The following is a 26,997-nucleotide window of genomic DNA, read 5'->3' as shown; positions in this document are numbered from 1 at the left end:
AGGCCCCGCCGGGAAACCGGCGAGGCCTGATTGATTAAGCATGAAGATCAAGGATTATTCACCGATATCGGGTGCATCCTTGTTATCCTGGGAAGCACCGCGGGTGAGAAAATCCACCTTATCGGCAAGAATTTCGCAGCCATAGCGTTTGATTTTATCGGCATCTTCCCATTGCGTATAATGCAGGCGCCCTTCGATCGAAACCATCTGGCCCTTGGTACAATATTGGGCAACGTTTTTGCCAAGACCGTTGAAGCAAGTGATACGGTGGAATTCTGCATCTTTGACCGTAAAGCCTTTTTCATCCTTGTAGGTCTTGCCTTCACTGTTGCGGGCTGGCCGATCGGTTACGACCGAAAGATTTGTAACCGTTGTACCACCGTTTGTTTCCCGGCTTTCTGGATCGCGAGTGACACGTCCAACCAAAACTACGATATTTGTCATTGTTATTCTCCTGATATTAATCTTCAAACCGGACCATTCCGGCTTGCGAACATCCGTTAGAAACAGGGAGAAGCGGGATTGCACCGAAGGGAAACCAGCTTTGTCCGGGTGGTGCGGGCAGCACCTGAAAGGTGCAACACGGCCGGTAACAAAGCTGGTTGCAATGCGGCTGACCTGGTTCAGGAAGGTTCGCGAAAAAGCCGAATTGGTCACGGTTGATTTGATCTTCAGGAGACGCTGACAGCGCGTGTTTTGGATCCGTCAATCACGATTGAAGCAAGCATGTTTAACGGCTGGCTTAGTGGTTATATATTGGGAACCCGCCTGCAACACCGGCACACGTAGTACGGAACAGGCTGCGCGTGAAAAAGCCTTACGCCGCCATATTCGCTTCAACGGCGACGAGCTTTGGTTGCCCTCGCATCATCCAGGCCTGTGGTTCGATCAGCCGCGCCCAATCCGCAAACGAGGGGATGGTTCCCAAATCTTCCATGACATGCTGTTCGCCGATCAGGCGGACAGGAACCTCGCGGCCATCGGCGTTAACAATGGTCGTACCGAAGAGTGATTCCAGCATGAATATACCTTCGGCATGATGCCGGAGCGCCCGGTGACGCGGGTCCGCCAATATTTCCTTCGATTTATCAAACCATTGATGCAGGGGCAGATAATCGCTTGCCTCCCCGCCCCATTTACGGACCGAAGAAAGCGCATGATAATGACAATGCGACATTATTCCTCTCCGCCGATTTCTGTTTCGGTATAGTCGGTGCTCCGAAGACTACAGCACAGTGCCATCGTACCCTCTTCAACCTCGATCCTGAAGATGCCATAGGCTCCTTCATTGATTTCCCATCCCGGATGATGAACTTCCAGCGCATCATAAGCGAGAGTTTCAAGCGCTTCTGCCAGTGGCATGGATTTACGCATGATCATGGTCGAACCAATCTCAAAAATTTCAATTGCAACTTTGGTATCGGAACAGTCGATTGGTTTGTTATCGTTCGAATAATAGGTAGCACCTTCCAGACAACCACTATCGCCCATACCGTCATAGTTGAGCTCAACGCTCGCTACATTTGCTTCTCGCAGCCCATCAAGAATAGCTGACTTGTTGCGCTGAAAAGACTGGATCAAACGCGCATTGCGGGTTTTCTGTTTGTCGAAATAGTCCGTCATCCATTCCCTCGTTTCCATGATAAATACCTCCGGTTCTGTTTCAGCCGATCACACCGTGTGTCCGGCTCAGGGAAACCCGAGCCTCCTTTCCTCTCAGCGAGAAAAGTCAGCGCCGCCAAAGCGGTGCTGACTCGGACAGCCTAGCTGCCTGTATCGGCTGGCTTTGTCTTGGGACTGACGCCAAGAGGCCCGCGCCGATCAACGACCGTGATACGCCGTCTCTTGGCTTCGATGACCAAACGTTCCAATACGCCATTCCCGGGAAATGCAATGACGTAGCGAGGAGCGAGCCCCAGCATCTGTTCATTGCGTTTGAAGCCTGCTCGTGCGCCCAAATGGCGATCCAGCGAAAAGGTAAGCTGCGCAACGCCGCGACGCTCAGCCCAAGAGGCAGCTAAACGGTCGGCACCCTTGCCATCTCCGCCATGGACCAACACCATGTCACCAACGGAATTATGCACCTTGTCGAGCGTGGCCCAGACATTGTTGGCAAAAGTCTTCGCATCTTCAGTACTGTCTTGCTTGTTGCGGCCACCAGCAAAGATTATTGGCGCACCCTCGGGCATCAGCGCTTTGCGTCTGGACTGGCTGCGAGCTTTGAGAAAATCCCGCCCCTGAATGACGGCAGAGGTCAGCATCGCCCCGTGGCTGGCGCGGGAACTGGAAACTGGTTTCCAGGAGCTGTGCGTTTCATCGAGATAGAGCGCTGCTGCAACCTCGCGCATTTCTTCAAAGGCGACCATGGAGGCTTCTGCGGCTTGCGCGCGTTCTATCTGCTCTTCCAGGTTGCTGGTATGAACTTCCGATCCATCAGCAGATGCGATGAGTGCCCGGACCTCATCCGATGCACGGTCAAGCTGCTTTGATTTACGCTGCGCAGCGCGGTGGAAGAGATTGACGAAGCCCCATCCGAGATCTTCAACGTCGGCTTCAAGAGCGGTATCGGTAAAGACAGCGAATAAATCCGACCAAACAGCTGCAAGTGTCTGCGAGATAGCATCCTGAGCTGGAAAATCCGATGATATAAATGGGGAACTGCTGATCGTGAGACCGGAAAGGTCAAGACCAGCAAGTTGCTGTTTGAATAAATTGTCCATGATGTTCTCCTGATATGCGGGAGATGTTCGGCACCTTGCCGCTTTATCCCGCAAGAGCCCGAAAGGAACGTCAGGGCGCATGACGCACCGCTTGCCCAAGCGGGGAACCTCGCGAGACAAGGCTGGCGCGGGCCACACGGGCCGCAGTCCTCGCGGGGTTGCGTCAAAGCCCTGATGGTCCAGGGCCTCTCTTGCGGGGAGAAAAAACGGCTGGATGCTCAGTCTACCATCAGGAGATTATGGGATCAGTGTCCAGGCGAACTTGGTAGTCCGAAAATCTTCGGTTCAAAGGCGTAGCTTCCCCCGCCCGGAAAAGCCGCAATGGCGTTCAGTCGCCCCTGCTCAAAACGGAAATGCCAGGTCTGGCGATAATCCGGTGTCTTCCCGGCGAATATGGACGGGTCAAATATCGCGCTATTATATCCAGCATCCGGATCTCGCACCGAGACTGTGCGAATAAGCTGCGCATCTGCTTTGCGAGCTACATCAGCAAATTCCTGACAGGTTTTGTATTCGTTGGGATGCACCCAGTCTGATGCTTGCGCGTCAAATGGCGGCCTGGAAAGATCAACCGCGCGTAAGGTCGAAACAGCAACGGAAAAACTCAGATGCTCGCTGGTCCGGTTCCCCGGCACAAAATCCGGTGATCGGCTGAAAAAACGCAGTCGCCAATAGGCAGTCTCTGCAATCGCTGTGGCTTCGGCCTCACTGGCATAGAAAATGCCGGGACGCTCATTCGCCCGCCGGAACCGGCTCAGACTTTTATGACCGTATCGAAAGGGTGAAGCGAGAAGATAATGCAGACCCTGAGCAGACTTCGGAAGGTCGGGTTTTGCTGCTTCGGCAAGCTCTTCAAGGCGTGCCTGATCTTCGAAGGTTTCCGCCAAGCGATTGGTCGATATACGGTGCTGCGCTTCGACCACCCGCCAAACGGTTTTGCGGTAGCGGCGAAATTCAGACGCGAGCGCGGTGGGCGTCCACATAGTCACATACCGTCAAAAGTCCCTTGAAACTGTCGATGAGATCAATCGGCCGCGCCTCGAGATCAAGGTTATGCGATGTCAGCCAGGATTTGGCTGCATCATCATCACTGCCCATAAGCGCGTCCAGACTGCGGAACAGCCGCAGGAGAAACTGCCCAGCTTCAAAAGATTTGGATGCAGGATCCAGAAATGTTTTTCCCGAACGAAGCCGGGAAATGGTTGCTTCCGACAGGCCCAGCACCGCACTTAATTTGACATTGCTCAGGTTCCAGAATTTTGCAATTCTACCAATTGCAGAACTTAGCAACCTATCATCGCTCCGTTCTATTTTGAGTGCCCGTTTAGTCATTTTCATTTCTTTCTAATGAATGTATTTTACAATAATCTTTCATTTGCAAGATTGCAAGTTTTTTGCTCAATCATGCGGCATCGGATAATTCACCAGACTCTTGTTGCACATAACCGCCAAGGCTCAACAGCAGATTTGACGCCTCTTCCGCGCGCGCCGCCGCTGTCAGTATAGCGCGATCATCCTTTTTGAGCAGCTTTAGCCAACTGGCGATATAGCTTGCATGATTATCCAGATGTCCGACCGGAAGGCCAAGCTCCGCGCCCAATATGGCACTGGAAAGCTCTGCTACCAGCTCTTCGGCGGCATAAGCAGCACTGCCAAAACGGTTCTTGAGATCACGATTCAGGCGCGACTTATGGCCTGACCAGTGACCAAGTTCATGAGAAAGGGTCGCACAAAATTGGTCATAGCCATCAAACAGACTGATGGGCGGCATCGTAATACGGTCAGCTACCGGTTCATAGTAGGCGCTGCTGCCATGCTCGCGGGTATTGGCACCAATTCGCGCAAAGAATTGATCCAACTCTTCCGCTCGTCCCTCCGGTTCGATATCCAATACTTCAGCCGTGGGATGGTAGCGTTCGGGCAGACCGTCGCATTGATCGGCATTGAATATAGCATAGGATTTGAGCACGCGGCGGGTTTCCTCCTGCGCTTCACTATGATCCGCAGCTTCGACTTCTTTGGTATAGCTTTTGTAGAATATGGCGATGGACGATTTTTCGCCCTTGCGGACCTGACCGCCAAGCGATGCGCATTGCCGGTAGGTCATCCAGTATGGCGCGCTATAGCCGTTCTCTTGCGCCATCATCCAGAGCCAGAATACATTCATTCCGCGATAGGGCGTACCGCAACTGCGCAAGGGCCGTGAGACTGGAAGTCCTCTCCAAGGCTGTATCCAGGGTTTTGTTCCAACTTCCAGTTTTTCAATGATCGCGGCGGTGATCCTTGCGGCTGGGGATATCTTCGGTGAGAGATATGATCTTTTGGGCATGTGTATTCTCCTGAATATATCCAGCAAAATTGCCGGATCAGACAGGCCCAAGCCCCCCTCTCCTCTCTCATCAGGAAGTCAGGCTATCAATATAACTTGCAATTCTGGAACTGTACTCCATAAATGCAAGGATGATTAACCGCCGAATCCACGATATTTTGCTCGAAAGACTGGATGAAAGTCCAGCAGTAGCCTTGCTTGGGCCGCGTCAGGTGGGTAAAACGACTCTAGCGCAGGAAATTGGTGAAAGCGGTCCTTCCCTCTATCTCGATCTGGAATCGGATGCTGACCGGTCCCGATTAAGAGAACCGGAGCTTTATCTTGGCAATCATGAAGACAAGCTTGTAATCCTCGACGAAGTTCACCGTGTTCCGGATCTTTTCCAGAACTTGCGCGGATTGATTGACAAAGGGCGTAAAAAGGGAAGGAGAACGGGCCGGTTCCTCCTGTTAGGATCAGCATCTCTGGACCTGATGCGCCAGTCGGGCGAAAGTCTGGCGGGCCGCATCTCCTATCTGGAAATGCGGCCACTTGACCCTCTGGAAATTGATCCAGGCGATTTGAATGAACTTTGGGTAAGGGGTGGCTTCCCGGACAGTTATCTTGCCAAAAGCAATCAGATGAGCCTACGCTGGCGCAGGGATTTTATCCGCAGCTATCTGGAGCGGGACATCCCGCAACTGGGACCGAGAATTGCCGCTGAAACACTAAGACGTTTCTGGGTCATGCTCGCGCATCATCAATCAGGCTTATTAAATGCTGCCGATTTCGCAAGATCATTGGGGGTCGATGGAAAAACGGTTGCATCCTATCTTGACTTGATGGTTGACTTGCTGCTCGTTCGGCGTCTTGAGCCCTGGCACAATAATACCGGCAAAAGACTGGTCAAATCTCCGCGTGTTTATGTACGCGATAGCGGCATTGTTCACGCGCTACTGGGCATAGACAGTCTCGAAGCCCTGCTTGGCCATCCGGTCGCCGGAGCCAGCTGGGAAGGATTTGTCATCGAAAGCCTGATCGCTGCCGCACCTGAAGCTGCGCTGGCTAATTTTTACAGGACATCGGCAGGAGCGGAAATCGATCTCCTTTTGACGCTGCCCACAGGCAAACGATGGGCGATTGAGATCAAGCGAAGCTTGACGCCAAAATTGGAAAGAGGCTTTTACAACGCCTGCGACGACATACACCCGGATCGCAAGCTTGTCATATATCCAGGCTCCGAAAGCTATCCTCATTCCGAGGGCATTGAAATTGCATCACTCCCGGAAGTTGCCGGTCAACTGGCCGCGATCCGGTAACCGCCTACTGCCATGATTTTGATGAAAAGAAGCGGCTTGCCTTAAAAAGGCAAGCCGCTTCAGCCAGAAGACCACCTGTCAGGAGGAGGATCAGGCAGCCTTGTCGGCTATCTCTGGAATATCTTCTGATGCGCCGGCTTCCGAAGCTTCATCTTCCAAAACTTCATCAGCCGCAGACAAATCAGCAAAGCGCATCGCATCGGGAACCCACCGCGCAGCTTGCTGTTTGACTTCAGCCTCTGCGATGAAGTTTCCGGAGAAGATGCGTTCGGCGGTTGCTGCAAGATCGGATTTTTTGGACGCGCCGTAGCGGTTTGAAAGCTCCAAACCGCCGACCTCATGCATGCCGTCAAGCGTTTTGGCCTTGGGTACACGGTCAAAATAATTGGCCGCAGTCGGTCGCCACCAAGCCGCCATATCGATTTCCAAGATACCGCCCAGATAATCGTGCATTGAAACTTGGCGATCGCCTTCAACATTCAGGCTCGCAATCAGCGTTCGCGAGACAACATGGCCGAGCCACGCGCTGCGCGCGTCATCGCTGAGCTCCCGAAATGCCACGAAACGCTCGACATCGGTAGTGCTAGCTTTCCAACTTTCATCCAGCGATCCGCGCAATTCCGCTAGGCTTGCACTTGCCGGTGCATCCTTTGCCTCGAAATTATGCGCCGGACCATTTGCAACAGGGCCTTTCAGCGTCGATGCCTCCTGTGCCCGCCAGTCATGGCTGTCGCTATCCGCAAGCGTAAAGATCATAAAATCGAGCGCGAGCGCCGGATCGCTTGCCACATGAAGCGACAAAATATCGCGCCGCTGCATCGCCAGTTCATCGACAAGGCGTTTGGAAAGCGCCGTGCGCTTGGGTTGGGCGGCCTCGCCTTCCTCGACTAGTTCAACGCCTTCATCTTCATGCTCGACATCAACCTTGTCCGTATAATATTGCGGAACCAATGTCGGTATCCCGTCGTTACCAAGTGCCAGAAAAGCGCCTGCTTCGCTGCGAAGCGCATCGGCCAGAACTGGTTTGCGATCATCCAGCGAGCGCATTTCCTGTTCGATTTCCGACACGCGTTTCTCGGCTGCGAAAACGTCATCTTCGCTGCTGTCTTCATTTTCGAGGATGACAGCTTCGCCGTCATATTCGATTTCCAATTCAGACAGACGCGCGATTGCCTCCTCGCTAAGCGGTTCAAGCTCGGTAGGAAGCCGGTTCAAGCCTTCGACAAGTTCATGCGAGACATAACAGTCGAGCGTCGGCTTTACCCAAGCAAGACCATGCTGATCTTTGATCTCGTCGGATCGCCATTCCATTTTCTCAGCAGCGAGACGTTCAAGAAGAGCAACGTCAACCCAGCTTTCAGTTTCATCATCATCGAAGAGCTCCCGGTCGATCTTGCCGCCTGCCTCGAGATAAGCATCGCGTCCGACCAGAACGGCGCGGGGATCGCTGGCCTGGACACTGGCGTCCAGAACCATGCGCCGGATGCTGTCGGAATTTACGCTGTAATATCCTCCAGAGACTTCCTCGAACACCTGGGCCTGACGTTCGACATCCGAGGTCGCGCCGTAAGCTTTTGCAATATCAAGCGTGATGTCACCGCTTGCCAACGCCTCAAAAACCACTGGTGCGAGCTTGGCGAGCCGCAAACGCCCTTCGACAAAGCGAACGGTCTGACCAAAGCGAATGGCAACATCTTCAACGCTTGCGCCGTCGTTCACAATATCCTGAAACGCTTCGGCTTCATCAGCCGGATTGAGTTTTACGCGCTGGAAATTCTCGGCCAGACTGATTTCCCGGATTTCATGCGCTTCGCCGTTTTTGACCAGACATGTGATCGGCTCGGTCTTCTTAATCGCTTTGTCCTTGGCAAGTGCCTTCAACTGGTTGAGACGGCGGCCACCTGCCGTGACCTCAAATTTGCCGCGCGCAATCGCGTTGACGACCAGATTTTGCAACAATCCTCGCGCAGCAATATCCGCCTTCAGCCATGCATCGGCTGCCGGATCAGTCCGCTTGCGGACATTTTTCTTGGATTCAACGAGTTTGTTGAGTGGAATAGATTTGAACATTTTTAACTCCTGATTGATCGAACTAACGATTTTCGGCGACCATCGCCAAAACCGGGTTCAAAAGGGCCAAGCCTCCTCCCCTCTCATTCTTAGAGATCACGCGTTCGCTTTCTGGTGGTTTGAGATTGAGGGAGAGCGGAAGCGCTTAGGCAGTCAGTTTTTCCAGTATCTGCGCTGCTTCATTGACCGGCACGAATAGACGCGTGCGGTAGCGGATAATCTCGGTGAAACAGCCTTTGGATTTATACCAGACGAGCCGCTCGGCTGAAAAGCCCGTCAGTTCCAGTCGCTGGCTGCCATTGACCAGTGAGCGTTTGGCCATAAGGTCATCATGGCTTTGAACTGAAAACGGCTTGCCGCTTTGCATCACCATTTCTGCAATCCGGGAGGGATTGATAGTCTGGTTCATGTCGAGACCAAAGGCCCGTGCGAGATCAGCCATATCGAGTTCGGAAATTTCGCGGCCAATGATCGAACGCCCGTCGCTCGCTGCAATGCGGGTGACACGAACAAACTCTCCGGGGATTTTATTCCAGACTGGCAGCAGTAATCCGGTGGCGAGATGTACGCGTTCATGGGCCGTTTCCATCGCCGCTTGTTCTTCCTCATCCATCCAGCCTTTTCGGAAGCTTTTGAAATCGACCTGCTCCCAAAGGCTTTCCGACAAAGCTTCGAGTGTCCAATTTACCGATTTTAGCGGCCTGATCAGGCGGCGGCGTTCGATTGTCTCTCCCTCATCGGTGATCATACGCCGGGTCGGAATAGATAAGGCGACACCGCCCGAGCGCGCGTTTTGCAGCAGATGGATATTTGGCAAGCTGAAATCATATAGTTGGTACAGTCGCTTGAAACGGAGCGGTTTAAGCGGGCGCTGTGTTTCCAAGGTCACAAGATGCGTGGTTGCGCCAGAAATACCATCCGTTCGCAGAAGCTTGTCTGACATAATTTCAAATGTATCAACCGCAATGGTTTCAACGCCCATATCCAAAGTTCCCGCTTCACGCGCCGCTTCGACGCGGGCTTCGATCAGCGACAGATATTCATCAAATATTGCATTCTGCAGAGCGATGGGCAGCGCCAATATCCGGTTTAGCCAGCGCTGGATGGTTGGCAGTTTTTCAGCCAGATCACCATCGGGTGTTTCAAGCTTAAGGCCCGTGACATCCTGAAAGCGGTCCAGTGATACGGCATCCAATTTACCTGCATAAAGCAGGTGGAACCAGCTAGTGAGCGCGTCGCGAGCATATTCGCTTTCAAGATTATCAGCCGGGTTAAACAGGTTTTGACCGCCTGTTTGTCTTTGGCCGCGAGTCAAAGCGCCAAGGCTGTCGAGGCGCCGGGCGATGGTGGAGATAAAACGCCGTTCACCTTTGACATCAGTGGTTACGGGCCGAAAGAGCGGCGCGGATGCCTGGTTGGTACGATTGGTGCGGCCCAAACCCTGTATGGCATTGTCGGCCCGCCAGCCCGGCTCGAGCAAGAAATGCACGCGCCGCTGCTGGTTTTGTACGTCCAGATCGGCATGATAGGACCGGCCTGTCCCGCCTGCGTCAGAAAATATAAGCACGCGCTTCTCGCCGTCCATAAAGCTCTGAGCTTCGATTAAATTCGACCGCGCCGTGCGGCGTTCGAGACGTTGACGTCCGTCGCTGCCATTTACAAGCCTGCGGGTCCGGCCCGTCACTTCGGCAACATGATCTGTTCCAAAACGTTCGATTACCGCATCAAGCGCCGCCCAAATGGGCGGAAGCGCGCACAGCTTTTCGATCATCGCGTCTCTTGCCTGAACGGCGCGCGGGCAGAGGACTGGATGGCCTTCCGAAGTGGACATAGGCTCTGATCGCAAGTTGCCGTCATCATCGAGGAACACCTGCATCAAACGGACCGGAAAACTTTTGGCCAGATAATCAATGACATATTCGCGCGGGGACAGGTCGATATCAAGCTGCTCGCGTTCTTCAGCACTGAGATCGGCAAGTCTGCGGTTGAGCATTGCCTCGGCGGTCGAGACAAGCTGCACAACGGCGGAATGTCCCTCTTCCAATGCCTGTTCGATCGCCGGGAGCAGGCTGGGAAGTTTCATCGATAGCAGCAGCTGCGCGAAGAAACGCTGCTTGGTACCCTCGAATATCGAAAGCGCCGCTGCTTTTGCATTTCGGTTAAGCGTATCGCCGCTATCCTCATCAACGATCCGCGTGGCTTCAAGGGCCGCCTCGAGATTCTTGTGAATAATCGCCCAAGCCCCGGCATAACTATCGTAAACCGATATTTGTTCCTTGGTCAGTTCATGTTCGAGAAGCTCATATTCAACGCCCGCGAAGGACAAGGCGCGGGCCAGATAGAGACCTTGGGATTTAAGGTCGCGCACGACCAGTTCCATCGCAGAAATACCGCCCGCTCGGATATCGGTGAGGAACGTGTCATAATTGGGAAAGGCGGTTTCCGGTCCCCACAATCCAAGACGCGCCGCATAACCAAGGTTGGCAATATCAGATGCGCCGGTTGCTGATGCATATAATACTCGCGCGCTGGGCAGAAGATTTTGAAGACGCAGACCTGCAATGCCCTGTTCGGATCCTTTGACTTTGCCGCGGCTTCCCGTTCCCCCCAGCGCACCCGCCATCGCATGAGCTTCATCAAAGGCTATGACGCCATCAAATTCCTGCCCTGCCCATTCCAATATTTGAGCAAGTCTAGTCGTATCCATCCTGCCCGAGCGCAGCGTTGGATAGGTGACAAATAAAATCCCGCCTGACATTGAAATCGGCCTTCCCAGCTTCCAGCTCGAAAGCGACTGGATATCAAGCGGCAAGCCGCCGAGCGCGGACCAGTCCCGGCGGGCGTCCTCAAGCAAGGTCTCGTTTTTGGTAATCCAGATATGACGGCAATGACCCTGCAGCCACCGGTCCATGATGACACTAGCAATCTCTCGGCCCTTCCCCGCGCCAGTTCCATCACCTAGGAAGAAGCCAGTCCGATAACAGAAACCCTCTTCGGACGGTTCCAGCCCAGAGCCTTTGTTGATTGGCCTGTAAGTACCGGGCAAATCGCGGGCGAAGGCGTTTACTGCATAAATAAGCGTTTCGCATTGTGCATCGGAAAGAAGCTGTTTCTCCCGCCAGTCTGCCGGAACCAATGGCTGGTGCTGCGGGACTGGCGCAGCAACAGACCCCATCGCTACCGATTCCACCAGTGGGGTCGGGTGAACGGGAGCATTGGCGATTGATATCCGGCTTGGCCGATAGGCTAGATAAATGCCTTTTTGCTCCGGTGTTGGTGCCGCATCGCCGAGAACTTCAAAGATGAGTTTTTCGGATATTTGCGAGTCTGGAGAGGATTTGGAAACTGGCGCGACAGGGCGTTTCGAACGATCGTTCGATACCAGCGCGAATGGCTTTGCATTGGACCTGGAAGTTTGCGCCGTTGGTTTGGAGGTAGCGCGAGCGGGCAAAGCACAGCAGGCTCTGTACAAACCCTCAAAATCAGCGATGTCGATTGGTGTTACGCATTGCTCGGAAACAAATTTATCGAAGACCACCAGGCGCACGGTGATGCCGGTTCCCCGGCGGGCGAAAGATCGCATGATGCGCGCATCCAAACGCAGAGCGCAGGGAGCAGGATCGTTTTTAGCAAATATGGTCGCGTCAAAGCCTTCGGGCATGATCGCGACAAGCCGTCCGCCTGGCGCCAGACGCCGCCAGGCAGAGCGCAAGTGCCGCAGGGCTGAGCGGTAGTCTTTGCCCCGTTCTGCGCTACGGGCAAATGGCGGGTTCATTATGACAAGATTTGGATTGTGGCGCGGTGGAAGCAGTTCGTCGATCAGCTCGCCATCGTGTGAGGAGAGCGGAGCGCCCGGAAACAGCTCGTTTAGACACGCACCGCGCAGGCCGTCGATCTCATTGAGGATTAGCTTCGCGCCAACAAGATGCGGCCAGATGGCGAGAATTCCCGTTCCCGCGGATGGCTCGAGTACGATATCTTCGGGCTTTGTGCCCGCTGCCAAAGCCATAGCCCAGGCAAGCCGGGCGGGGGTCGAAAACTGCTGGAGGGCAATCTGGTCATCATGCCGGTTATGTTGTGGCGGAAGAACTTGCTCCAGAGTTGCGAAGCATCTGTCGGCTTCAGCAAAATCGGAATGGAGTGAAATACCGGAATGATCACGAAGCCACATCAGTTCGGCCAGCTCGATAGCGCAGCCGGACATTTTTACCGACCAACCATCTGTCGCGTCGCTGCTTCCGGTGAAGGTCTTGAATATGGCATTAATGTCTTTTCGTGTGACTTGGGAACTTGTCTCTAGACGACCTGCTATTTCGTGAGCGGCTTTGATTATTATTTCGCTGGCCAGATCCTGTGTATCGTCAAGTTGCAACTGTGCGTTTTGTAGAGTCATGATGGTTTTCCTCCGTTAGGCACGGACAGACCTCAGACGGCCTTCTCGTGCACAAACAGCGAAAAGCCCCCTTTCCTCTGGATCACAGGTGGACCGGGTTAGGTGGAAGCTGCGTTTGCTCGAAACAACTCATTATTCCAGTCATCGCCGCGCCGGCTAGGCCGGCGCGCTATAATGGACCGGCCGGGCATCTGAAAATGTTCACGGGCCTTGGCTTCGGCAAGGTCGCCGCCAGCGTCATGATCCACGAAGAGATAAAGCTGCTTCACGCTTTCCGGGATGGTAACGATCCCAAAGCGCTCATTGCCCAATGTTGCCCAGGTCGGGATGCCGGTCAGCTGCGTCGCGGACATGGCGCTTTCTGTGCCTTCTGCCAATCCCAGAACACCATCTTTGGGTGGAAAAAGGCGCACAGCCCCGGTCCCGAGGGATCCGAGTGCGCGTTTGGGTTTTATGAAATCAGACTGGCCTGAACCATCGGGAAGCAGGAATGTACGGTGAATGGCCATAATATGCGCATCGGTGCGCACCGATGCCAGCATCGCTGGTAGAAAGCGGACATGGCTCTTGGGACCAAGCGGCGTGCGTTCGAGGAAGCGCAATTCTGGAGAAGTAATACTAATCAGGCGCTTTTTGAGATAAGTCCGGGCAATAGTTCCTTGCAGGCGCTGAGCCTGCCGCCAGAGTCGCTGTGCATTGGCGCTCGGCTTTATCTCTTTGGGACTTGTTGCGGGAATTGGAATGGAGCTTCCGCTGAACAGACTGCGCGCGGGCACACCTTGGCGCTCAAAACCCGCAAGCACCTCTTTCTGCGGACACCCCGCAAAACAGTGAAAGAGAATCGCGTTTCGGCCGATACTGACACCAAGCGACGGCGTATTATCATCATGTGCCGGGCAGCAGCACATTCCTTTGTCATTTTTCCAATAGCCTGAAAATTTTTCACAAATCTGTCTGGCAGTATTCTCGAGGGATGATGTGGGATTAGTCAGGACGTTACGGGACATCGAGGAGTTCCTTGCATCTGCGCCAGTTCTCCCCTTCCCGGCAGCCTCCCCTCTTCAACACGTAAGAAAACACTTTCCTACAGCTATATGTTCTATTTATGTTCTCATCCGATTCGATACAAGATGGAGATGAATTTTGGCAAAGAAGCTATCAATGGGACTGCTTACAATAGCGATGTGTTCAAGCGTGACATGGGCGCAGGATGTGAGTTTACAAGAAAGCAATGCCCCCACTGAACGGGAAGCTCTGGATCAACACGCAAGTGAAAAACCCACGTTTCGGTTGTTCCAGCATGGAATTTGGCAACCGGAAAATCAGCTAAAGCCCGTGACTGGAGCACCGACAAATCATGAAGGTACTAAAACCAATCTACAACCAAGAAAGCTTACAGGACTAAGCCGATCAGCCTCGTCAAGGCGGTTTATTTACCTAACCTCCATCCGGGCAGCCGAAAAAAAACACGCCCTACCCTTTGGGTTGCTCGACGCTCTAATTTGGCAGGAATCGCGGTACAATCCTATGGCTGTTAGTTCTGCTGGTGCTGGCGGTCTTACGCAGTTGATGCCTGGAACCGCATTAGACCTTGGGGTTGAGAACCGGTTCGATCCTTCCGCCAATATTGACGGGGGAGCACGGTATCTCAAGCAAATGCTGGATAAGTTTGGGGGGATTCACCTAGCGCTGGCGGCATATAATGCCGGACCTAACGCCGTGCTGAAAGCCAATGGCATTCCCCGATACCAGGAAACACGGAATTACGTAAAGAAGGTCCTTGCGCGCTGGACAGAATCGGGGCTGTAGGACAGAGAACACTTGATCATGAACCATTCAAACTCAAACCGCCTTCGGCTAACCGGTAAACTCATCAAAGGCGAACGCCACTATTTGCTTCAATGCGCAGATGAAAATGTTTGGCGGTTAAACTTTTTGGACGTGAAAACCCCAAAGGACGGCACCCAAGTGATCATTGAAGGCGTTCAGTCCGGTGTTGACGGAATTGATGTGGACTGGGTTGGCGCCAAAAAATGATCAATAGAATTGGCTAATCAAGCAGTTCAACAGCTTTTCTCTTATGCTCGGGTGCAAGATGTGCATAGCGCAGAGTCATTTCGTAATCGCTATGTCCCAGCAGCTCTCTGATCGCGTTTAAATCGACTCCTGCCATAGCCAGGCGTGATGCAAAATGATGCCGCATGTCATGCCAACGAAAATTGACAATTCCCGCCTGTTTTAAGATTGCTGTCCACGATCTTTTCACATTGTTAAAACGCATGCCATCAGCATTTTGAAATACCCTGCCCGATGATTTTGCGCATTGTTTTTGCCAACAGCGAAGAACTTTCAAGCAAGTGCGGTTCATGGGAATATGTCTGGTTTTTCCCGACTTTGCCGTTTCGCCAACAACAGCAATTGATCTCACGGTAAAATCGACATGCTGCCACTTAAGATCGAATACCTCCCCTCGCCGCATACCGGTGTGCAGCGAAAGTACGATCATTGGCTTGAGGTGATCTGTGAACGCCCGCTTCTTAAAGTTAGGAAGTTTACGATAACCGCGTTCACTTCGCCACCGGTTGGCACTGTCCCGTTCACCGCACCTGCGTTCCTCGCGGCGATCTAACGCATCAAGCAGCAACTTCAGTTCTTCATCATTGAGATAGCGAACACGCGGTCTGGTATCCTCTCTTGCCTTCTTCACTTTGGCGATTGGATTTTGTTCAATGATCTCAAAATCGACTGCTCGGTTAAAGACTGCTTTTATCGATGCGATGTCGCGATTGATGGTTGTTGTTTTATTGCCCACAGCAATTCGGCTAGCTCTCCACCGTTCCAGATCAATAACGCTCACATCATCCAATTTTCGTTTCAAAAAACCTTTGAACACGGTTCGGATCCGCTTGATATTTTGCTCGTGTGACTTTTGATGAGATTGAGCCCAGGGTTGGAAAAATAGATCGATAAACTCACCTAGCGTGATTGCCCTCGCGTTTGATCTTTTCTCGTCCATCGGATCAATACCCGAATGATATTGGGAAATTATTTTCTTTGCCTGATTTCTGGCCTGTCCAACGGCCATAGAATCTGCGCGTCCAAGCCGCCAGCGCTTGCCGCGATCATATTCGCAGTAGAATGATTTAATGCCCGAAGGTTGCACCCGAACCAGAAAACCATTTAAACGGCTATCTCTAATTTCATAAGGTCTTTTAGCCAATTTGGCACGATCTATGACAGTCTGTGTAAGCGCAGTTTGCATGACCATTTCCTTTCTATCTCAGCACACGCACTTTTTCTGTAAGTGCAATGTAAGTGCAAAATGATGAAATCTGCCGGGATCAATGAGTACAAAACGGGAACGCTAAAATCAAGCTATCTTTTTGATTTTATTGCAATTATAGTCCCAAATCATACCAAACCGTCCCAGTAAATATCACGCATTAATCAGCTGGAAGTCGATATCCACACCCTTGATCGAGGATTTACCAACGTTGCGGGTGTAGAAGGCGTTATTGCCATCTGTATCGACACCCAGAGCCGCCAATTGCTGCCCTTTATATTTCCAGTAGAACAGCTCCGCGTTCAGCTCGAAGCGATTGTCGAAGAACCGGTTCTTCGACCCGATGGTAAATGCATCGATAAACTCGGGCTCATATGTTTCTCTGCCGCGAGCGAGATTGAAGCCACCGGCGCGGAAACCGTTTTCAAAACTGGCGTAGAGCAGGTTTTCTGGAGTAATGTCATATTCCACCGCAGCGCGATATGTGAATTCCTTGTCGCTATCGGAACGCTGGATGGTATTTGGCGTGATGATCAACAGCGCGCCTGGTCCGAATTGTGCCGGTGCAAAGATGTTGAGCGGACCATAAGGGAATACCTGACCCACACCGTCTGCTCCGTTAGTATTATAGTCGGTTTGCGGGTTTCTGCCGGGGATTGGAAACAGGGCCGGGTCAAGGCCACCGAGCACGTCCTGCAGGGTGAGTCCGACCGGGAGGGTGGGCACGTGGCCGCAGAAAGGAGCCCGACCGACCGGATCCTCGAGGCAAACACCCGCTGTTGCAGTAGCAAATGCATCGATCGACCGGTTTTCAGTGGTGTGCCGCACACCGCCTACGAGGCGGAGTTCGTCGGTCACGTTGAAAGTCGCACGGCCGAAAAATGCAAGAGAATCCGACTGGGAATCAAATGCGTTGTTCGAGACGGTGCCAAACTGGTTGAAAGCGTTCACACCCTCAACTCTCTCGTCGAAATAATAGGCACCCGCGATCCAGTCGACGGGTCCAGTCGACCCCGAGAACCGAGCCTCGATACTCCACTGCTCGGCGGTGTCCTTGTTGATCGCGGCCTTGAACGGAGGCCCGTTAAATATATTGTCGAGCTTTGACTGGCGATAGGCCGGGATCACCACCAAATCGACAGAACCGAGCTCGAGATTCATTTCTGCGCTCACGCCAAGATATTCATCATCGCGCGACGGATAGGCGAAGCCCTGAAATGGCGAGAAAAGCGGAGCCGTCGAGACCGTCGCAAGATAGGCGAGCGCCTCGGGAGTGTGGAGGCCGGTAAATGGCTCTGCTACTGCAGCCGGAGCAGGCTGGAATGCCCATCCCGGTACCGGGGGATCGTCCCGCCCAGGCGTTCCAGGAGGAATCAGTCCATAGGCACCAAAGACATCTGTTCCGGGGCCCGCGCCTTTCTGGGTCGAATAATCGACCGAGAAACGGATATCAAATCCGGGCGCTGGTTCTGCATAGAACTGGCCGCGGAACGCGACATCCTTGGCATCAAATGTGCCATCCGCGTTATAGCCATCATGCTCGTTCACGGCGGCGGAAAGCCGGATCGCGCCGTCGTCACCGACAGCGAGGTTAAGCGCGCCTTCGATACCGAACGCGTCGTAATTACCGTAGGAACCGGAGACATATCCGCTTGTCTCGCCAGGGACTGGCTTGGTCGGGAGCACGTTAATCGCGCCGCCGGTCGCATTGCGCCCGTATAATGTACCTTGTGGACCCTTCAATACTTCGACGACCGCGACATCAAGAAACGAAGCGATGGTCGATGAAGGCCGCCCGACATAAACGCCGTCGACATTGAATGCGACGGCAGGGCTGGTGTAACCGTTGTTGGTAAAATTGCCTACCCCGCGGACGAAATAACCGGCATTCGCGCCGCCGCCCGATGTGACATAAAGCGCAGGAGCAACCGCATTAAGCGTTGTCGCGTCGGCAACACCGGCCCGAGTCAGATCTGCGCCGGTTGCAGCATTGATCGGTATCGCGGCGTCTTGAAGCGACTCTGCTTTACGCTGCGCGGTCACGACTATAACGTCCAGCCCGCCCGATTGCTGTGCACTCTCGTCTACAGCGTTCGTATTATCTTGAGCCGCAGCTGGCGACACAAACATCGCCGAAACCAAAGCCAGTGAAAGCGCTGCCTTGGATACAGACGCATTGTTCATATGGAATTTCATTATTTTCCTCCCCTTAGGTTCTAATTTTTGCCGCTTTAATTACGGCTTGTTTTGATAAAAATCTGAATAAGCGAGACTCATCGACGATGATAATCACTTTCATCGATAGTAATAATCATTTTCGGGAATAGGAAAAATCAATTGTTTTTACCATTTAGCATAAATAATATTTATACCTAAAAAAGCTTATCAGGTTCGGTGAATAATCCAACACTGACAGTGACTTCCGTTGGAAATCTACGCCGTTGTCGGACTAAAACCAGCCCTCGTCAGGCGCGGAAGTCAGGAATTAGTTGTGCTGGCACCAACTTGCTGCAGCCGGCCACGCAGCCAGATCAAGGCTTCATCAGTGGCTCGACTCGCATGATATTGCATCATTTCCTGCATCACCGGCAGTTCGACAGGCGGTTCGGCGGTGATCAGGGAAGCTGCAGGCGCTACGATATTGGCCAACCGCTCGTGCATCAGGGACAGCCGCATCGTGCCCGGGATCAACCAGGGTGCCTGGATGAAGGACGGAGCGGTGATTTCGATCCGCCGCTTTTGAACATGTTCTTGCAGCGCATGTTCAATAAACGTGTCTCGATGTCCGATCTGAACTGCGACGTGCCCGCTGTTGAAGAATGCCTCTACAGTCAAAGGTTGCTGCATCACAGGGTTGCCGGACCAGCCGACGACCACAAACCGTTCTTCAAACAACAGATCGCGTGGATGATCCGGATGCACAAATTGTTCCGGAGAGAGGAGCAGGTCCAGTTCCCCGTTGGTGAGCTGATCAGCAACATCCTGATCGGGAAGGGAGATATCGAGGGTCACGCGGGGGGCCTCCCGTTGCAACACGTCCAAAAGCGGCACAATAAGAACCGTGGTGATATAATCGGAAGCAGCGATCTTGAAGCAGCGGTCTGAAGTGGCCGGGTCAAAGCCCTTCCCGCTCGAAATCAGGCTTCGCAGTTGCAGGATCATATCGGCCACTTTGGGAGCGAGGTAGATCGCCCGCGCAGTCGGGATCATCTTTTTGCCGTGCTGCGTCAGAATGTCGTCCTGAAACGATTCCCTCAGCCGCTTCAATGCCGCGCTCATGGCGGCCTGGGTTACATTCAGCCGGTGGGCCGCACGGGTGACGTTCCGCTCCCGCAACAGCACATCAAAGGCCACAAGCAGATTGAGATCAAAATTGTCTAAACGCATTAAACATAGATATCATTTATTCTAAACTTGATAAATGAAAAATTGAAATGATACCGTTCGAATGTCTCGTCATGGTGCCGCATCGCCATTCATGATCAGACAGGCCGAAGTCGTTTTCAGAGCCCGGACGTCTCCCCCGAACCGGCCCTTTGTTTGAAGCCCAAATCGTCGATCAGAAATTGATACCTTCTGCTACCATATCCTGACCAATGACGAGAGCGGCGGCATTCAACGGGATCGGGACTCAGTCCAATTACGACCGCACAGCGCTTCGGGAGGCCATCCGCGACGCTTCGCGAAAGGAGACCAGCCTTCGCTGACTTTCGTCCCATAAAGCGAGACGTAGCGGCTTGAGTGTCTGAAACACTGTAAAGCGGTTCATATTTCGCAGACCGGGATAGGCCTCTAATACCTCGGGCAGGCGGTAAAAGGGAATGCGGCTGGCCAGGTGATGGACATGGTGGATTCCGATATTGGCGGTAAACCAGCGCAACACCAGCGGCAGATCGAGATGAGAGCTGCCGTGCAAGGCGGCATCGTGGAAGGACCAATCCTTCCCTTCATCCCAGTGCGCATCTTCAAACTGATGTTGCACATAAAACAGCCATACCCCCACCGAAGCGGCCACCAGCAGCACCGGAAAGAATACCATGGCGGTTACGGCAAATCCGAACAGGTAGATAAGCGGAGCCAATATCAGAGCGGTTACGACGTTGGTCGCCATCGCGCTGATCCAATAGGCCCAGCCTTCTTTCATCAGGCCAATGGGAAGCCGGTGACGGAGAAGAAAAAGATAGGCCGGACCGAGACCCAGTAAAACAAGCGGATGACGGTAGAGACGGTATAGAAACCGCTGCATGCTGCTTTGTTCGTAAAACTCGCGCACCGTCAGCGTGTCGACATCTCCCGCACCGCGGGCAGCCAGATTGCCGGTCGCGGCGTGATGCAGCGCATGGGACCGCCTCCAGCAATCATAAGGCGTGAAGGTCAGCACGCCCAGCGCCCGGCCGACCCAGTCATTGCCCGACCGGCTGGGCAAGAACGATCCATGACCGCAATCGTGCTGGATGACGAAAAGCCTGAGCAGCAAAAGTCCCGCCAGCGGTGTCAGGGCCAGCGCAAAAACATAACCTGCTTTGACCGCGACCAGAATGAGCCCGAACAGGCACAGGAAAGGCACAAGCGTGATGGTCAATTCCCAGACGCTTCGGCCTCGCCGTGAGTCTCTGAATGCTCTTAGCTCGCGCATCAGTTTTTGGGGATCGAGCGCGGTGCTTTCGACTTCCGTCTGGCGCGCGGTTGGCTCGTCACCACCGCGACCCTGCGATGGAGCAGAAACGGTTTCGCCGGCACAATCATGGCCCGGCTTTTTTTCTTTGGGAGAGATCACAACCTAAGCCGGTATACAGCCAGCCAGCCATTGTCACGCTAAACCGAGAGGTTATAAAATTAAGTAGCGGACGCGGACATCGACGCAATAACACATGTCACCGCATCCTATTTTGCCTTGCGACGCTCCACGATATCATAGACCGGCCCAAATCTTACAATGCCCGCCCCGATCAGCGGCATTGCGATTATCCACAGTCGAACGCCGGTGATGCCCAACGGACTTGCTATGCTGTACACTGCGGTCGAGGCAAGTCCTGCGCAAATAAGCAGCAGACCGAGGATCAACCGCCAATGCGCTATGGCCGGCTTGGGCGCCTGGCCGGCGATGCTGCCTGGCTGCTCGAACCGCGCGAATATGATGATCAGCGGCATCAACGCCGCAATATAGATGGCGAACCAGATCGGCCGGGCCAGCCACCAGCCAGCGCTGCCGGGAGCTACGTCGAGGCCAAGTCCGCCAAGCAGATAGGCGACGATCATCACCAACACGAATGCGGTCAGGTGCCAAAGATATATCGTCATGATCATGCCATTTAACAGCACCACGCTCGCCCAGATTTTCACCCGGTCCAGAATCCGTCGGCCAGCGGGCTCCAGATACAGGGCGATACCCGTTTGCGTTACGCCGAGCGCCATCAGGGCCAGCGTCGGCGGCATGCTGTTGCTCATAGCTTCGCCGGGGACACCGATCATCGCGACCGGATAAATGCCGGGTCCGACCAATATGATCAACGCTGCAAATCCGGCGAATGCAAACAACAAAGCCCGCGAACGTTTCTCGAAAAACCCGTCGCTCCAGGCAAAGCCCAATTGATGGATGCCCAGCCAGACGAATGCAAAGTTGAACCATTTGATATAAGGAACTTGCGCGGCGTAGGTCGCGCTATCGATCATCACCGCTGCGAGCAAAAGCGCGGCAAAGGACTTTAGCCCCAACCGCCGCCATGCCGCGTACGTATACGGGACCAGCGCGGTGACCATGATATAGACCGCGAGAAACCAGACCGGAATGAGCGCCAGTTCCGCCGCCAGTGACACGATCGGCCGTGGCACACCGGCCAGCGTGCCAAACATCGCGATGACCGTCCACAGCAGGAATAAGGGCAGCACGGGATTGATCAGCCGCTGCAATCTGCCGGTAAACCAGTCGGCATATGTGCCCTCCTTGCGCAGGGTCGCAGACCAGGAAACGCCATTGGAAAATCCACCGACAAGAAAAAACACCGGCATGACTTGAAAGCCCAAAGTCAACCACTGCGACCAGGGCAATATCTCCAGCAAATGTCCGCCGACAACCTCCCCGTCCTGCATATAAGGCGCGGCAACCAGCCAATGGCCGATGACCACGGCAAGAATGGAAAAAGCACGCAGGAAATCGACATAGCGATTGCGTTCTGCAGGCGTTCTCCCCGCAATATCAAGGGCTCGCCCCCACATACCACCTTTGGCGCGACGGTTCTTTCTATCGCTCATAATATACTCCCGGCCTGCGCTAATATTCGTTTACGTTTTGAAGTGTTAAGAAATCGAAAGTACAATTATTCTGGAATTTCGGTGCCAATACATCTTTTGGAGAATCGACGCACTATCACTCCCACTCTAACCAAAGGGCCGGTAAAGATCCTCCTGCGGCCGGGTAAACCACTTCGGCCCGGACGCCGTCATATAGAAATGGTCTTCCAACCGGATGCCATATGCGCCTGGCACAACGATCATCGGTTCGTTGGAAAAGCACATGCCCGTCGCCAGTGGCGTCTGGTCGCCTTTGACCAGATAGGGGCCTTCGTGGATGTCCAGCCCGATGCCGTGGCCGGTGCGGTGCGGGAGGCCTGGCAGGTGATAGTCTGGGCCGAGGCCGTGGCTGAACAGCATATCGCGGGCGGCCTTGTCTACGTCTTCGCAGGGCGTGCCGATGGCGGCGCGGTCGAAGGCGGCTTGCTGGGCCTCTTTCTCCGCATGCCAGAGCCGTTCGATCTCGTTGTCCAGTTTCGACAGGGCATAGGTGCGGGTGATGTCGCTATTATAGCCGTCGATCGTGCAACCGGTATCGATCAGAATCAGCTCGCTCTCCTGCAGCGCCGGGTCGCCCGGGACACCGTGCGGGTGGGAGGTCGCTTCGCCGAACTGGACCGCGCAAAAGCTGTTGCCGCCATCGGCACCGCCGGCGCGGTGCAGGCGGTCGATTTCGGCGATCACTTCGCTCGCCTTCATGCCCGGCTTGATCCACTCGAAAATCTGTTGATGGACCGACAGCGTGAGCTGCATCGCATGGATCATCAGATCGATCTCGGCCTGTGATTTTATCGCGCGCAGCGGCGCGATCACCGACGCGGCAGAGCCACAGAGCACCGGCTTTTCCAGCTGCGCCAGCGCGTCGAACAGGCGCGCGGCATGGCCGTAGGAACATTCAGGATCGAGCGCACATCGCTGGCAGCCAGCTTCCGCCAAAAGCGACGCGATCAGCGCGCAGGGGCATTCATGCTCCTCCCAGAAGGCCATTTCCGAAGCCATCGGGAATTTGGCGCGGATCGCGGATTCCTCGAATTTCGGGCAGATGAAGATGGTGCGGTCCGCCGTGAGCAATATCCCGACAAAGCGTTCGCTTTCATAGAAAGCCTCGGCGAAGAAATAGCGCATGTTGCTGCCCGGGGTGATCAGGATCGCATCAAGGCCATTTGCGGACATCGTCTGGCGGAGATTGTTCAACCGCTGGTCGCGTTCGGCGTTGCCGATCGATGGCGGTCGCGATGCTGTGGTCATGGTCAAATCTCCAATTTGGGCGGGCGCCTCCACTATAGCGGAATTGATCTACCAGCAAACCAATGCGGAAGATATTATGTCCGCTGATAGGCCGCCGATTCCACCGCTGCCAGAACGCGCAGAGCATCGGGGTCTGCAAAAGGGAGAAATTGCATCAGCACCAGCCCCGCGATGTCGCTCGCGGGATCGATCCAGTAATAACAGTTGGTCAGCCCGGCCCAGGACAGGCTGCCCGCCGCGCGGCCATCGGGTCCTGTTTCCGGGTTGATCAGAAAGCCGAGGCCCCACCCGCAATGCATATCGGGAAAGGCATCGAACGAATTGGCGAGCAGCGGCACCACGCTCTCCATCTGTCCCGCTTTCATCCCGCCAATCTGGTTTTTCGACATGGCCGCCACGGTCTCTGCGCTGATGATCCGGGCTCCCTCGAGCGATCCGCGGTTCAGGATCATCCGCATGAAACGCATATAGTCCGCCGCCGTCGAATAAAGACCGCCGCCGCCGGACTGATATTCCGCCGCATCACCACCGCCAATTTCGATGGGAAAGGGAACCAGAGCATCCGCCTGACGGGAGAGCAGCGGAACCCGGCGCTCGCTCTTGTCGGTCGCGACGGTAAAACCTGTGTCCTGCATCGCCAAAGGCGCGAAAATATGCTCCTCCATATAGGCACCAAGCGTCTGGCCGCTGGCGGCCTCGACCGCGCGACCGACCCAGTCGGTGCTCACGCCGTACAGCCAGTCTGTTCCCGGCTCGAACATCAGCGGCGTGGTAATACTGGCGATGCTGGCGGGAGCGACCTTGCCCTGCGCTTTGGCCATATTCGCTTTGGTGAAAGCATAGCCGAGGCCGGATGTATGGGTGAGCAGGTGCCGGAGCGTGATCGCCTTTTTGGCTGGCGCGACAATCGGTGTATCGTCGTCGTCAAAGCCGGTCAGCACATCGGGATTGGCCAGTTCGGGCAGGATCGCGCCGATCGGTTCGTCCAGCGCCAAAAGACCCCGTTCCACCAATTGCATGGCAGCGACCGATGTGATCGCTTTGGTCATGGAGGCGATCTGGAAAATGCCATCCAGCACCATTGGCTTGCCGGTAGCGGGGTCAGAAAAACCCGCTTCCGCCGATGCAAGCACCGTACCGGCATCGCCAATCATCGCGACCGCGCCGGCTACCTGATTGTCGGCCAGCGCCTGATCGAGGGCTTTTTGTAAATCCAGCTGCTGCAATCCGTTCATCCTTTTATGCCAAAATTATCAAAATCGAAGGATGCGCCTGTCGGGATCACAACCGTTCGGCATGCCAGCGTAAATGATCTTCCATATAGGTCGAAATGAAATAATAGCTGTGGTCATAGCCTTCGCGCATATTCAGGCTGAGCTTTATGCCCGCTTTGTCGCAGGCTTCCGCCAAGAGTTGCGGCTTCAGCTGCTCCTCGAGGAAATTGTCGGCGGTTCCCTGATCGACCAATATGTCCGCAACGCGCGCGCCATCCTCGATCAGGGCGCAGGCATCATATTCGCGCCATGCCTGTTGATCGCTGCCCAGATATCCCCCCAGCGCTTTTTCACCCCAGGGGCAGTTGAGCGGCGAAACAATCGGCGAGAAGGCGGACACGCTTTTAAAGCGATCCGGATTGCGCAGAGCGATGGTCAGCGCGCCATGGCCGCCCATGCTGTGCCCGAATATGGCTTGTCGCTCCATGTCGACCGGAAATTCCCGGGCGATCAAGGCGGGCAGTTCCTTCTCGATATAGCTGCGCATGCGAAAATGCTTGGCCCATGGCTCTTCGGTGGCATCGACATAAAAGCCGGCGCCCTGCCCCATGTCATAGGCTTCGTCATCGGCCACCTCCTCGCCGCGCGGCGATGTATCCGGCGCGACGATGATCAGGCCCAGTTCGCTGGCAGCCCGGCGATATTCGCCCTTTTCCATGACATTGGCATGGGTGCAGGTCAGGCCGGACAGATACCAGACGACCGGCAGCTTCGCGCCTTCTTCATGATCGGGAACATAGACTGCGAAAGTCATTTCCGTACCCGTTTCGGCGGACGCATGAGAATAGACGCCCTGCGTTCCGGCGAAACTTCTGTTGGTGGAGACGGTCTCCATTAAAAGACCACCACGCTGCGGATGCTCTCGCCGGCGTGCATCAGGTCGAAGCCCTTATTGATCTCTTCCAGCGACAGCGTGTGGGTGATCATCGGGTCAATCTCGATCTTGCCGTTTACATACCAGTCGACGATTTTCGGAACATCGGTCCGGCCCCGCGCGCCGCCGAAGGCCGTGCCCTTCCAGACCCGTCCGGTGACGAGCTGGAATGGTCGCGTCGAGATTTCCTTGCCGGCTTCGGCCACGCCGATGATGATGCTTTCACCCCAGCCGCGGTGACAGGCTTCCAGCGCCTGGCGCATCACGTCGGTATTGCCGGTGCAGTCGAACGTATAGTCCGCGCCGCCGTCGGTCAGCGCCACCAGATGCTCGACGATATCGCCCTTGATCTTCTTCGGATTGACGAAATGGGTCATGCCGAAGCGCCTGCCCCATTCCTCGCGGTCGTCGTTGATATCGACGCCGATGATCTTGTCCGCGCCGACCATCCGCGCGCCCTGCAGCACGTTGAGGCCGATGCCGCCGAGGCCAAAGACGATGACGTTGGCGCCGGGCTCTACCTTCGCCGTATTGACCACCGCGCCGACACCGGTGGTGACGCCGCAGCCGATATAGCAGCTGGTGTTGAACGGCGCGTCGGTGCGAATTTTGGCAACCGCGATTTCGGGCACAACGATGAAGTTCGAGAAGGTCGAGCAGCCCATATAATGATAGATCGCCTCACCCTTGTAAGACATCCGGCTGGTGCCGTCGGGCATCAGGCCCTGCCCCTGGGTTGCGCGGATCGCGGTGCACAGGTTGGTTTTTCCGGACAGGCAGCTTTTGCACTGGCGACATTCCGGTGTGTAGAGCGGGATCACATGATCGTCGGGCGCCACCGAGGTGACACCGGCGCCGACTTCGCGCACGATACCGGCGCCCTCATGGCCGAGCACGCTGGGGAATTTGCCTTCGCTGTCCAGACCGTCGAGCGTGTACGCATCGGTATGACAAATACCGGTCGCCATGATCTCGACCAGCACTTCGCCGGTCTTCGGACCTTCCAGATCGAGCTCGACAATCTCGAGTGGCTTTTTGGCTTCAAATGCTACGGCTGCGCGGGTCTTCATAACGGGGCTAGTCCTCTGTTGAATGATTTCCGGCCTTGTAAGTCAGACATGCGGGTGTCCGCAAGCGTCACTGGGCTATTTCGTTCCATACTTCTTTGTCCCGCGCCGTTTTGCTTGTCCGGCTTGTCGTGATTGGCAGTTGATCTT

General features: G+C 54.6%; 22 protein-coding genes. 3 read left to right on the top strand and 19 right to left on the bottom strand.

Annotated elements, in window-relative coordinates:
• Nucleotides 1-54: 54 nt before the first annotated feature.
• The 7 genes from AACZ86_RS10095 to AACZ86_RS10065 all read right to left on the bottom strand — a co-directional run bounded on the left by AACZ86_RS10095 (nt 55) and on the right by AACZ86_RS10065 (nt 5,049).
• A complete protein-coding gene (locus tag AACZ86_RS10095; protein WP_100092311.1) occupies nt 55-444 on the bottom strand; it encodes a single-stranded DNA-binding protein in 390 nt (129 codons plus the stop codon).
• 373 nt (nt 445-817) lie between these two features.
• On the bottom strand, nt 818-1,177 hold the full coding sequence (locus AACZ86_RS10090) for a hypothetical protein (protein WP_176280140.1): 360 nt from the start codon (nt 1,175-1,177) through the stop codon (nt 818-820).
• Nucleotides 1,177-1,641 (bottom strand): DUF6878 family protein, encoded by a 465-nt coding sequence (locus AACZ86_RS10085; RefSeq protein ID WP_173202589.1) that lies wholly within the window; start codon nt 1,639-1,641, stop codon nt 1,177-1,179. The genes AACZ86_RS10090 and AACZ86_RS10085 overlap by 1 nt, the downstream gene beginning before the upstream one ends.
• Before the next feature lie 122 nt (nt 1,642-1,763).
• Nucleotides 1,764-2,720, bottom strand: a complete 957-nt coding sequence (locus AACZ86_RS10080) for a DUF2493 domain-containing protein (RefSeq protein WP_176280139.1) — start codon at nt 2,718-2,720, stop codon at nt 1,764-1,766.
• Between the two features lie 245 nt (nt 2,721-2,965).
• Nucleotides 2,966-3,703, bottom strand: coding sequence for an RES family NAD+ phosphorylase (locus AACZ86_RS10075; protein ID WP_100092315.1), 738 nt, complete (start codon nt 3,701-3,703; stop codon nt 2,966-2,968).
• Nucleotides 3,675-4,058 (bottom strand): MbcA/ParS/Xre antitoxin family protein, encoded by a 384-nt coding sequence (locus AACZ86_RS10070; RefSeq protein WP_240616818.1) that lies wholly within the window; start codon nt 4,056-4,058, stop codon nt 3,675-3,677. Before AACZ86_RS10070 ends, AACZ86_RS10075 begins: the two co-directional genes overlap by 29 nt.
• Before the next feature lie 64 nt (nt 4,059-4,122).
• On the bottom strand, nt 4,123-5,049 hold the full coding sequence (locus AACZ86_RS10065) for a zincin-like metallopeptidase domain-containing protein (RefSeq protein ID WP_339692031.1): 927 nt from the start codon (nt 5,047-5,049) through the stop codon (nt 4,123-4,125).
• A gap of 131 nt (nt 5,050-5,180) precedes the next feature.
• Here AACZ86_RS10065 and AACZ86_RS10060 point away from each other — a divergent pair, with 131 nt between their 5' ends.
• Entirely contained in the window at nt 5,181-6,347 is a 1,167-nt protein-coding gene (locus tag AACZ86_RS10060) for an ATP-binding protein (RefSeq protein WP_173202588.1), read from the top strand.
• A gap of 90 nt (nt 6,348-6,437) precedes the next feature.
• Here AACZ86_RS10060 and AACZ86_RS10055 read toward each other — a convergent pair whose 3' ends face one another.
• The 3 genes from AACZ86_RS10055 to AACZ86_RS10045 all read right to left on the bottom strand — a co-directional run bounded on the left by AACZ86_RS10055 (nt 6,438) and on the right by AACZ86_RS10045 (nt 13,817).
• A complete protein-coding gene (locus tag AACZ86_RS10055) occupies nt 6,438-8,417 on the bottom strand; it encodes a ParB/RepB/Spo0J family partition protein (RefSeq protein WP_173202587.1) in 1,980 nt (659 codons plus the stop codon).
• Nucleotides 8,418-8,562: 145 nt separating this feature from the next.
• A complete protein-coding gene (locus AACZ86_RS10050; RefSeq protein ID WP_100092319.1) occupies nt 8,563-12,810 on the bottom strand; it encodes a strawberry notch family protein in 4,248 nt (1,415 codons plus the stop codon).
• Nucleotides 12,811-12,908: 98 nt separating this feature from the next.
• Nucleotides 12,909-13,817: a toprim domain-containing protein gene (locus tag AACZ86_RS10045; RefSeq protein WP_100092320.1), complete on the bottom strand. Its 909-nt coding sequence runs from the start codon at nt 13,815-13,817 to the stop codon at nt 12,909-12,911.
• Between the two features lie 136 nt (nt 13,818-13,953).
• Between AACZ86_RS10045 and AACZ86_RS10040 the strand changes: the two genes are divergently transcribed.
• Together AACZ86_RS10040 and AACZ86_RS10035 are read left to right on the top strand one after the other, a co-directional pair.
• Nucleotides 13,954-14,619, top strand: coding sequence for a lytic transglycosylase domain-containing protein (locus AACZ86_RS10040; RefSeq protein ID WP_240616820.1), 666 nt, complete (start codon nt 13,954-13,956; stop codon nt 14,617-14,619).
• An 18-nt stretch (nt 14,620-14,637) separates the two neighbouring features.
• Entirely contained in the window at nt 14,638-14,847 is a 210-nt protein-coding gene (locus AACZ86_RS10035) for a DUF5818 domain-containing protein (RefSeq protein WP_339692025.1), read from the top strand.
• 13 nt (nt 14,848-14,860) lie between these two features.
• Here AACZ86_RS10035 and AACZ86_RS10030 read toward each other — a convergent pair whose 3' ends face one another.
• The 9 genes from AACZ86_RS10030 to AACZ86_RS09990 form a co-directional block, all read right to left on the bottom strand.
• A complete protein-coding gene (locus AACZ86_RS10030; RefSeq protein ID WP_339692023.1) occupies nt 14,861-16,072 on the bottom strand; it encodes a tyrosine-type recombinase/integrase in 1,212 nt (403 codons plus the stop codon).
• Nucleotides 16,073-16,246: 174 nt separating this feature from the next.
• Nucleotides 16,247-18,277 carry a TonB-dependent receptor gene (locus tag AACZ86_RS10025; protein ID WP_339692020.1) on the bottom strand — a complete coding sequence of 677 codons (2,031 nt, stop codon included), beginning with the start codon at nt 18,275-18,277 and terminating at the stop codon, nt 16,247-16,249.
• A gap of 294 nt (nt 18,278-18,571) precedes the next feature.
• Nucleotides 18,572-19,447: a LysR family transcriptional regulator gene (locus AACZ86_RS10020; protein ID WP_339692018.1), complete on the bottom strand. Its 876-nt coding sequence runs from the start codon at nt 19,445-19,447 to the stop codon at nt 18,572-18,574.
• A 286-nt stretch (nt 19,448-19,733) separates the two neighbouring features.
• Nucleotides 19,734-20,870 (bottom strand): fatty acid desaturase, encoded by a 1,137-nt coding sequence (locus tag AACZ86_RS10015; RefSeq protein WP_339692015.1) that lies wholly within the window; start codon nt 20,868-20,870, stop codon nt 19,734-19,736.
• Nucleotides 20,871-20,977: 107 nt separating this feature from the next.
• Nucleotides 20,978-22,345 carry an acyltransferase gene (locus AACZ86_RS10010; protein ID WP_339692012.1) on the bottom strand — a complete coding sequence of 456 codons (1,368 nt, stop codon included), beginning with the start codon at nt 22,343-22,345 and terminating at the stop codon, nt 20,978-20,980.
• A 126-nt stretch (nt 22,346-22,471) separates the two neighbouring features.
• A complete protein-coding gene (locus AACZ86_RS10005) occupies nt 22,472-23,632 on the bottom strand; it encodes a Xaa-Pro peptidase family protein (RefSeq protein ID WP_339692009.1) in 1,161 nt (386 codons plus the stop codon).
• Between the two features lie 74 nt (nt 23,633-23,706).
• Nucleotides 23,707-24,867, bottom strand: a complete 1,161-nt coding sequence (locus tag AACZ86_RS10000) for a serine hydrolase domain-containing protein (RefSeq protein WP_339692007.1) — start codon at nt 24,865-24,867, stop codon at nt 23,707-23,709.
• A gap of 46 nt (nt 24,868-24,913) precedes the next feature.
• Nucleotides 24,914-25,741 (bottom strand): S-formylglutathione hydrolase, encoded by an 828-nt coding sequence (gene fghA / locus AACZ86_RS09995; RefSeq protein WP_339692005.1) that lies wholly within the window; start codon nt 25,739-25,741, stop codon nt 24,914-24,916.
• Nucleotides 25,741-26,850 carry an S-(hydroxymethyl)glutathione dehydrogenase/class III alcohol dehydrogenase gene (locus AACZ86_RS09990; RefSeq protein WP_339692002.1) on the bottom strand — a complete coding sequence of 370 codons (1,110 nt, stop codon included), beginning with the start codon at nt 26,848-26,850 and terminating at the stop codon, nt 25,741-25,743. The genes fghA and AACZ86_RS09990 overlap by 1 nt, the downstream gene beginning before the upstream one ends.
• Between the last annotated feature and the right edge of the window lie 147 nt (nt 26,851-26,997).

The sequence above is a fragment of the uncultured Parasphingorhabdus sp. genome (genome assembly GCF_963975735.1).
Classification (GTDB): domain Bacteria; phylum Pseudomonadota; class Alphaproteobacteria; order Sphingomonadales; family Sphingomonadaceae; genus Parasphingorhabdus.
Note: the sequence above shows the minus strand (reverse complement) of the source record. Positions and strands in the feature narration are given on the sequence as shown.

Coding starts and splice junctions, on each gene's coding strand:
- AACZ86_RS10030 (WP_339692023.1), bottom strand. CDS start 16,072: ATGCAAACTGCGCTTACACAGACTGTCATAGATCGTGCCAAATTGGCT.
- AACZ86_RS10010 (WP_339692012.1), bottom strand. CDS start 22,345: ATGAGCGATAGAAAGAACCGTCGCGCCAAAGGTGGTATGTGGGGGCGA.
- AACZ86_RS10005 (WP_339692009.1), bottom strand. CDS start 23,632: ATGACCACAGCATCGCGACCGCCATCGATCGGCAACGCCGAACGCGAC.
- AACZ86_RS10080 (WP_176280139.1), bottom strand. CDS start 2,720: ATGGACAATTTATTCAAACAGCAACTTGCTGGTCTTGACCTTTCCGGT.
- fghA (WP_339692005.1), bottom strand. CDS start 25,741: ATGGAGACCGTCTCCACCAACAGAAGTTTCGCCGGAACGCAGGGCGTC.
- AACZ86_RS10065 (WP_339692031.1), bottom strand. CDS start 5,049: ATGCCCAAAAGATCATATCTCTCACCGAAGATATCCCCAGCCGCAAGG.
- AACZ86_RS10025 (WP_339692020.1), bottom strand. CDS start 18,277: ATGAACAATGCGTCTGTATCCAAGGCAGCGCTTTCACTGGCTTTGGTT.
- AACZ86_RS10035 (WP_339692025.1), top strand. CDS start 14,638: ATGAACCATTCAAACTCAAACCGCCTTCGGCTAACCGGTAAACTCATC.
- AACZ86_RS10055 (WP_173202587.1), bottom strand. CDS start 8,417: ATGTTCAAATCTATTCCACTCAACAAACTCGTTGAATCCAAGAAAAAT.
- AACZ86_RS10070 (WP_240616818.1), bottom strand. CDS start 4,058: ATGAAAATGACTAAACGGGCACTCAAAATAGAACGGAGCGATGATAGG.
- AACZ86_RS10000 (WP_339692007.1), bottom strand. CDS start 24,867: ATGAACGGATTGCAGCAGCTGGATTTACAAAAAGCCCTCGATCAGGCG.
- AACZ86_RS10090 (WP_176280140.1), bottom strand. CDS start 1,177: ATGTCGCATTGTCATTATCATGCGCTTTCTTCGGTCCGTAAATGGGGC.
- AACZ86_RS10075 (WP_100092315.1), bottom strand. CDS start 3,703: ATGTGGACGCCCACCGCGCTCGCGTCTGAATTTCGCCGCTACCGCAAA.
- AACZ86_RS10060 (WP_173202588.1), top strand. CDS start 5,181: ATGATTAACCGCCGAATCCACGATATTTTGCTCGAAAGACTGGATGAA.
- AACZ86_RS10095 (WP_100092311.1), bottom strand. CDS start 444: ATGACAAATATCGTAGTTTTGGTTGGACGTGTCACTCGCGATCCAGAA.
- AACZ86_RS09990 (WP_339692002.1), bottom strand. CDS start 26,850: ATGAAGACCCGCGCAGCCGTAGCATTTGAAGCCAAAAAGCCACTCGAG.
- AACZ86_RS10085 (WP_173202589.1), bottom strand. CDS start 1,641: ATGGAAACGAGGGAATGGATGACGGACTATTTCGACAAACAGAAAACC.
- AACZ86_RS10050 (WP_100092319.1), bottom strand. CDS start 12,810: ATGACTCTACAAAACGCACAGTTGCAACTTGACGATACACAGGATCTG.
- AACZ86_RS10045 (WP_100092320.1), bottom strand. CDS start 13,817: ATGTCCCGTAACGTCCTGACTAATCCCACATCATCCCTCGAGAATACT.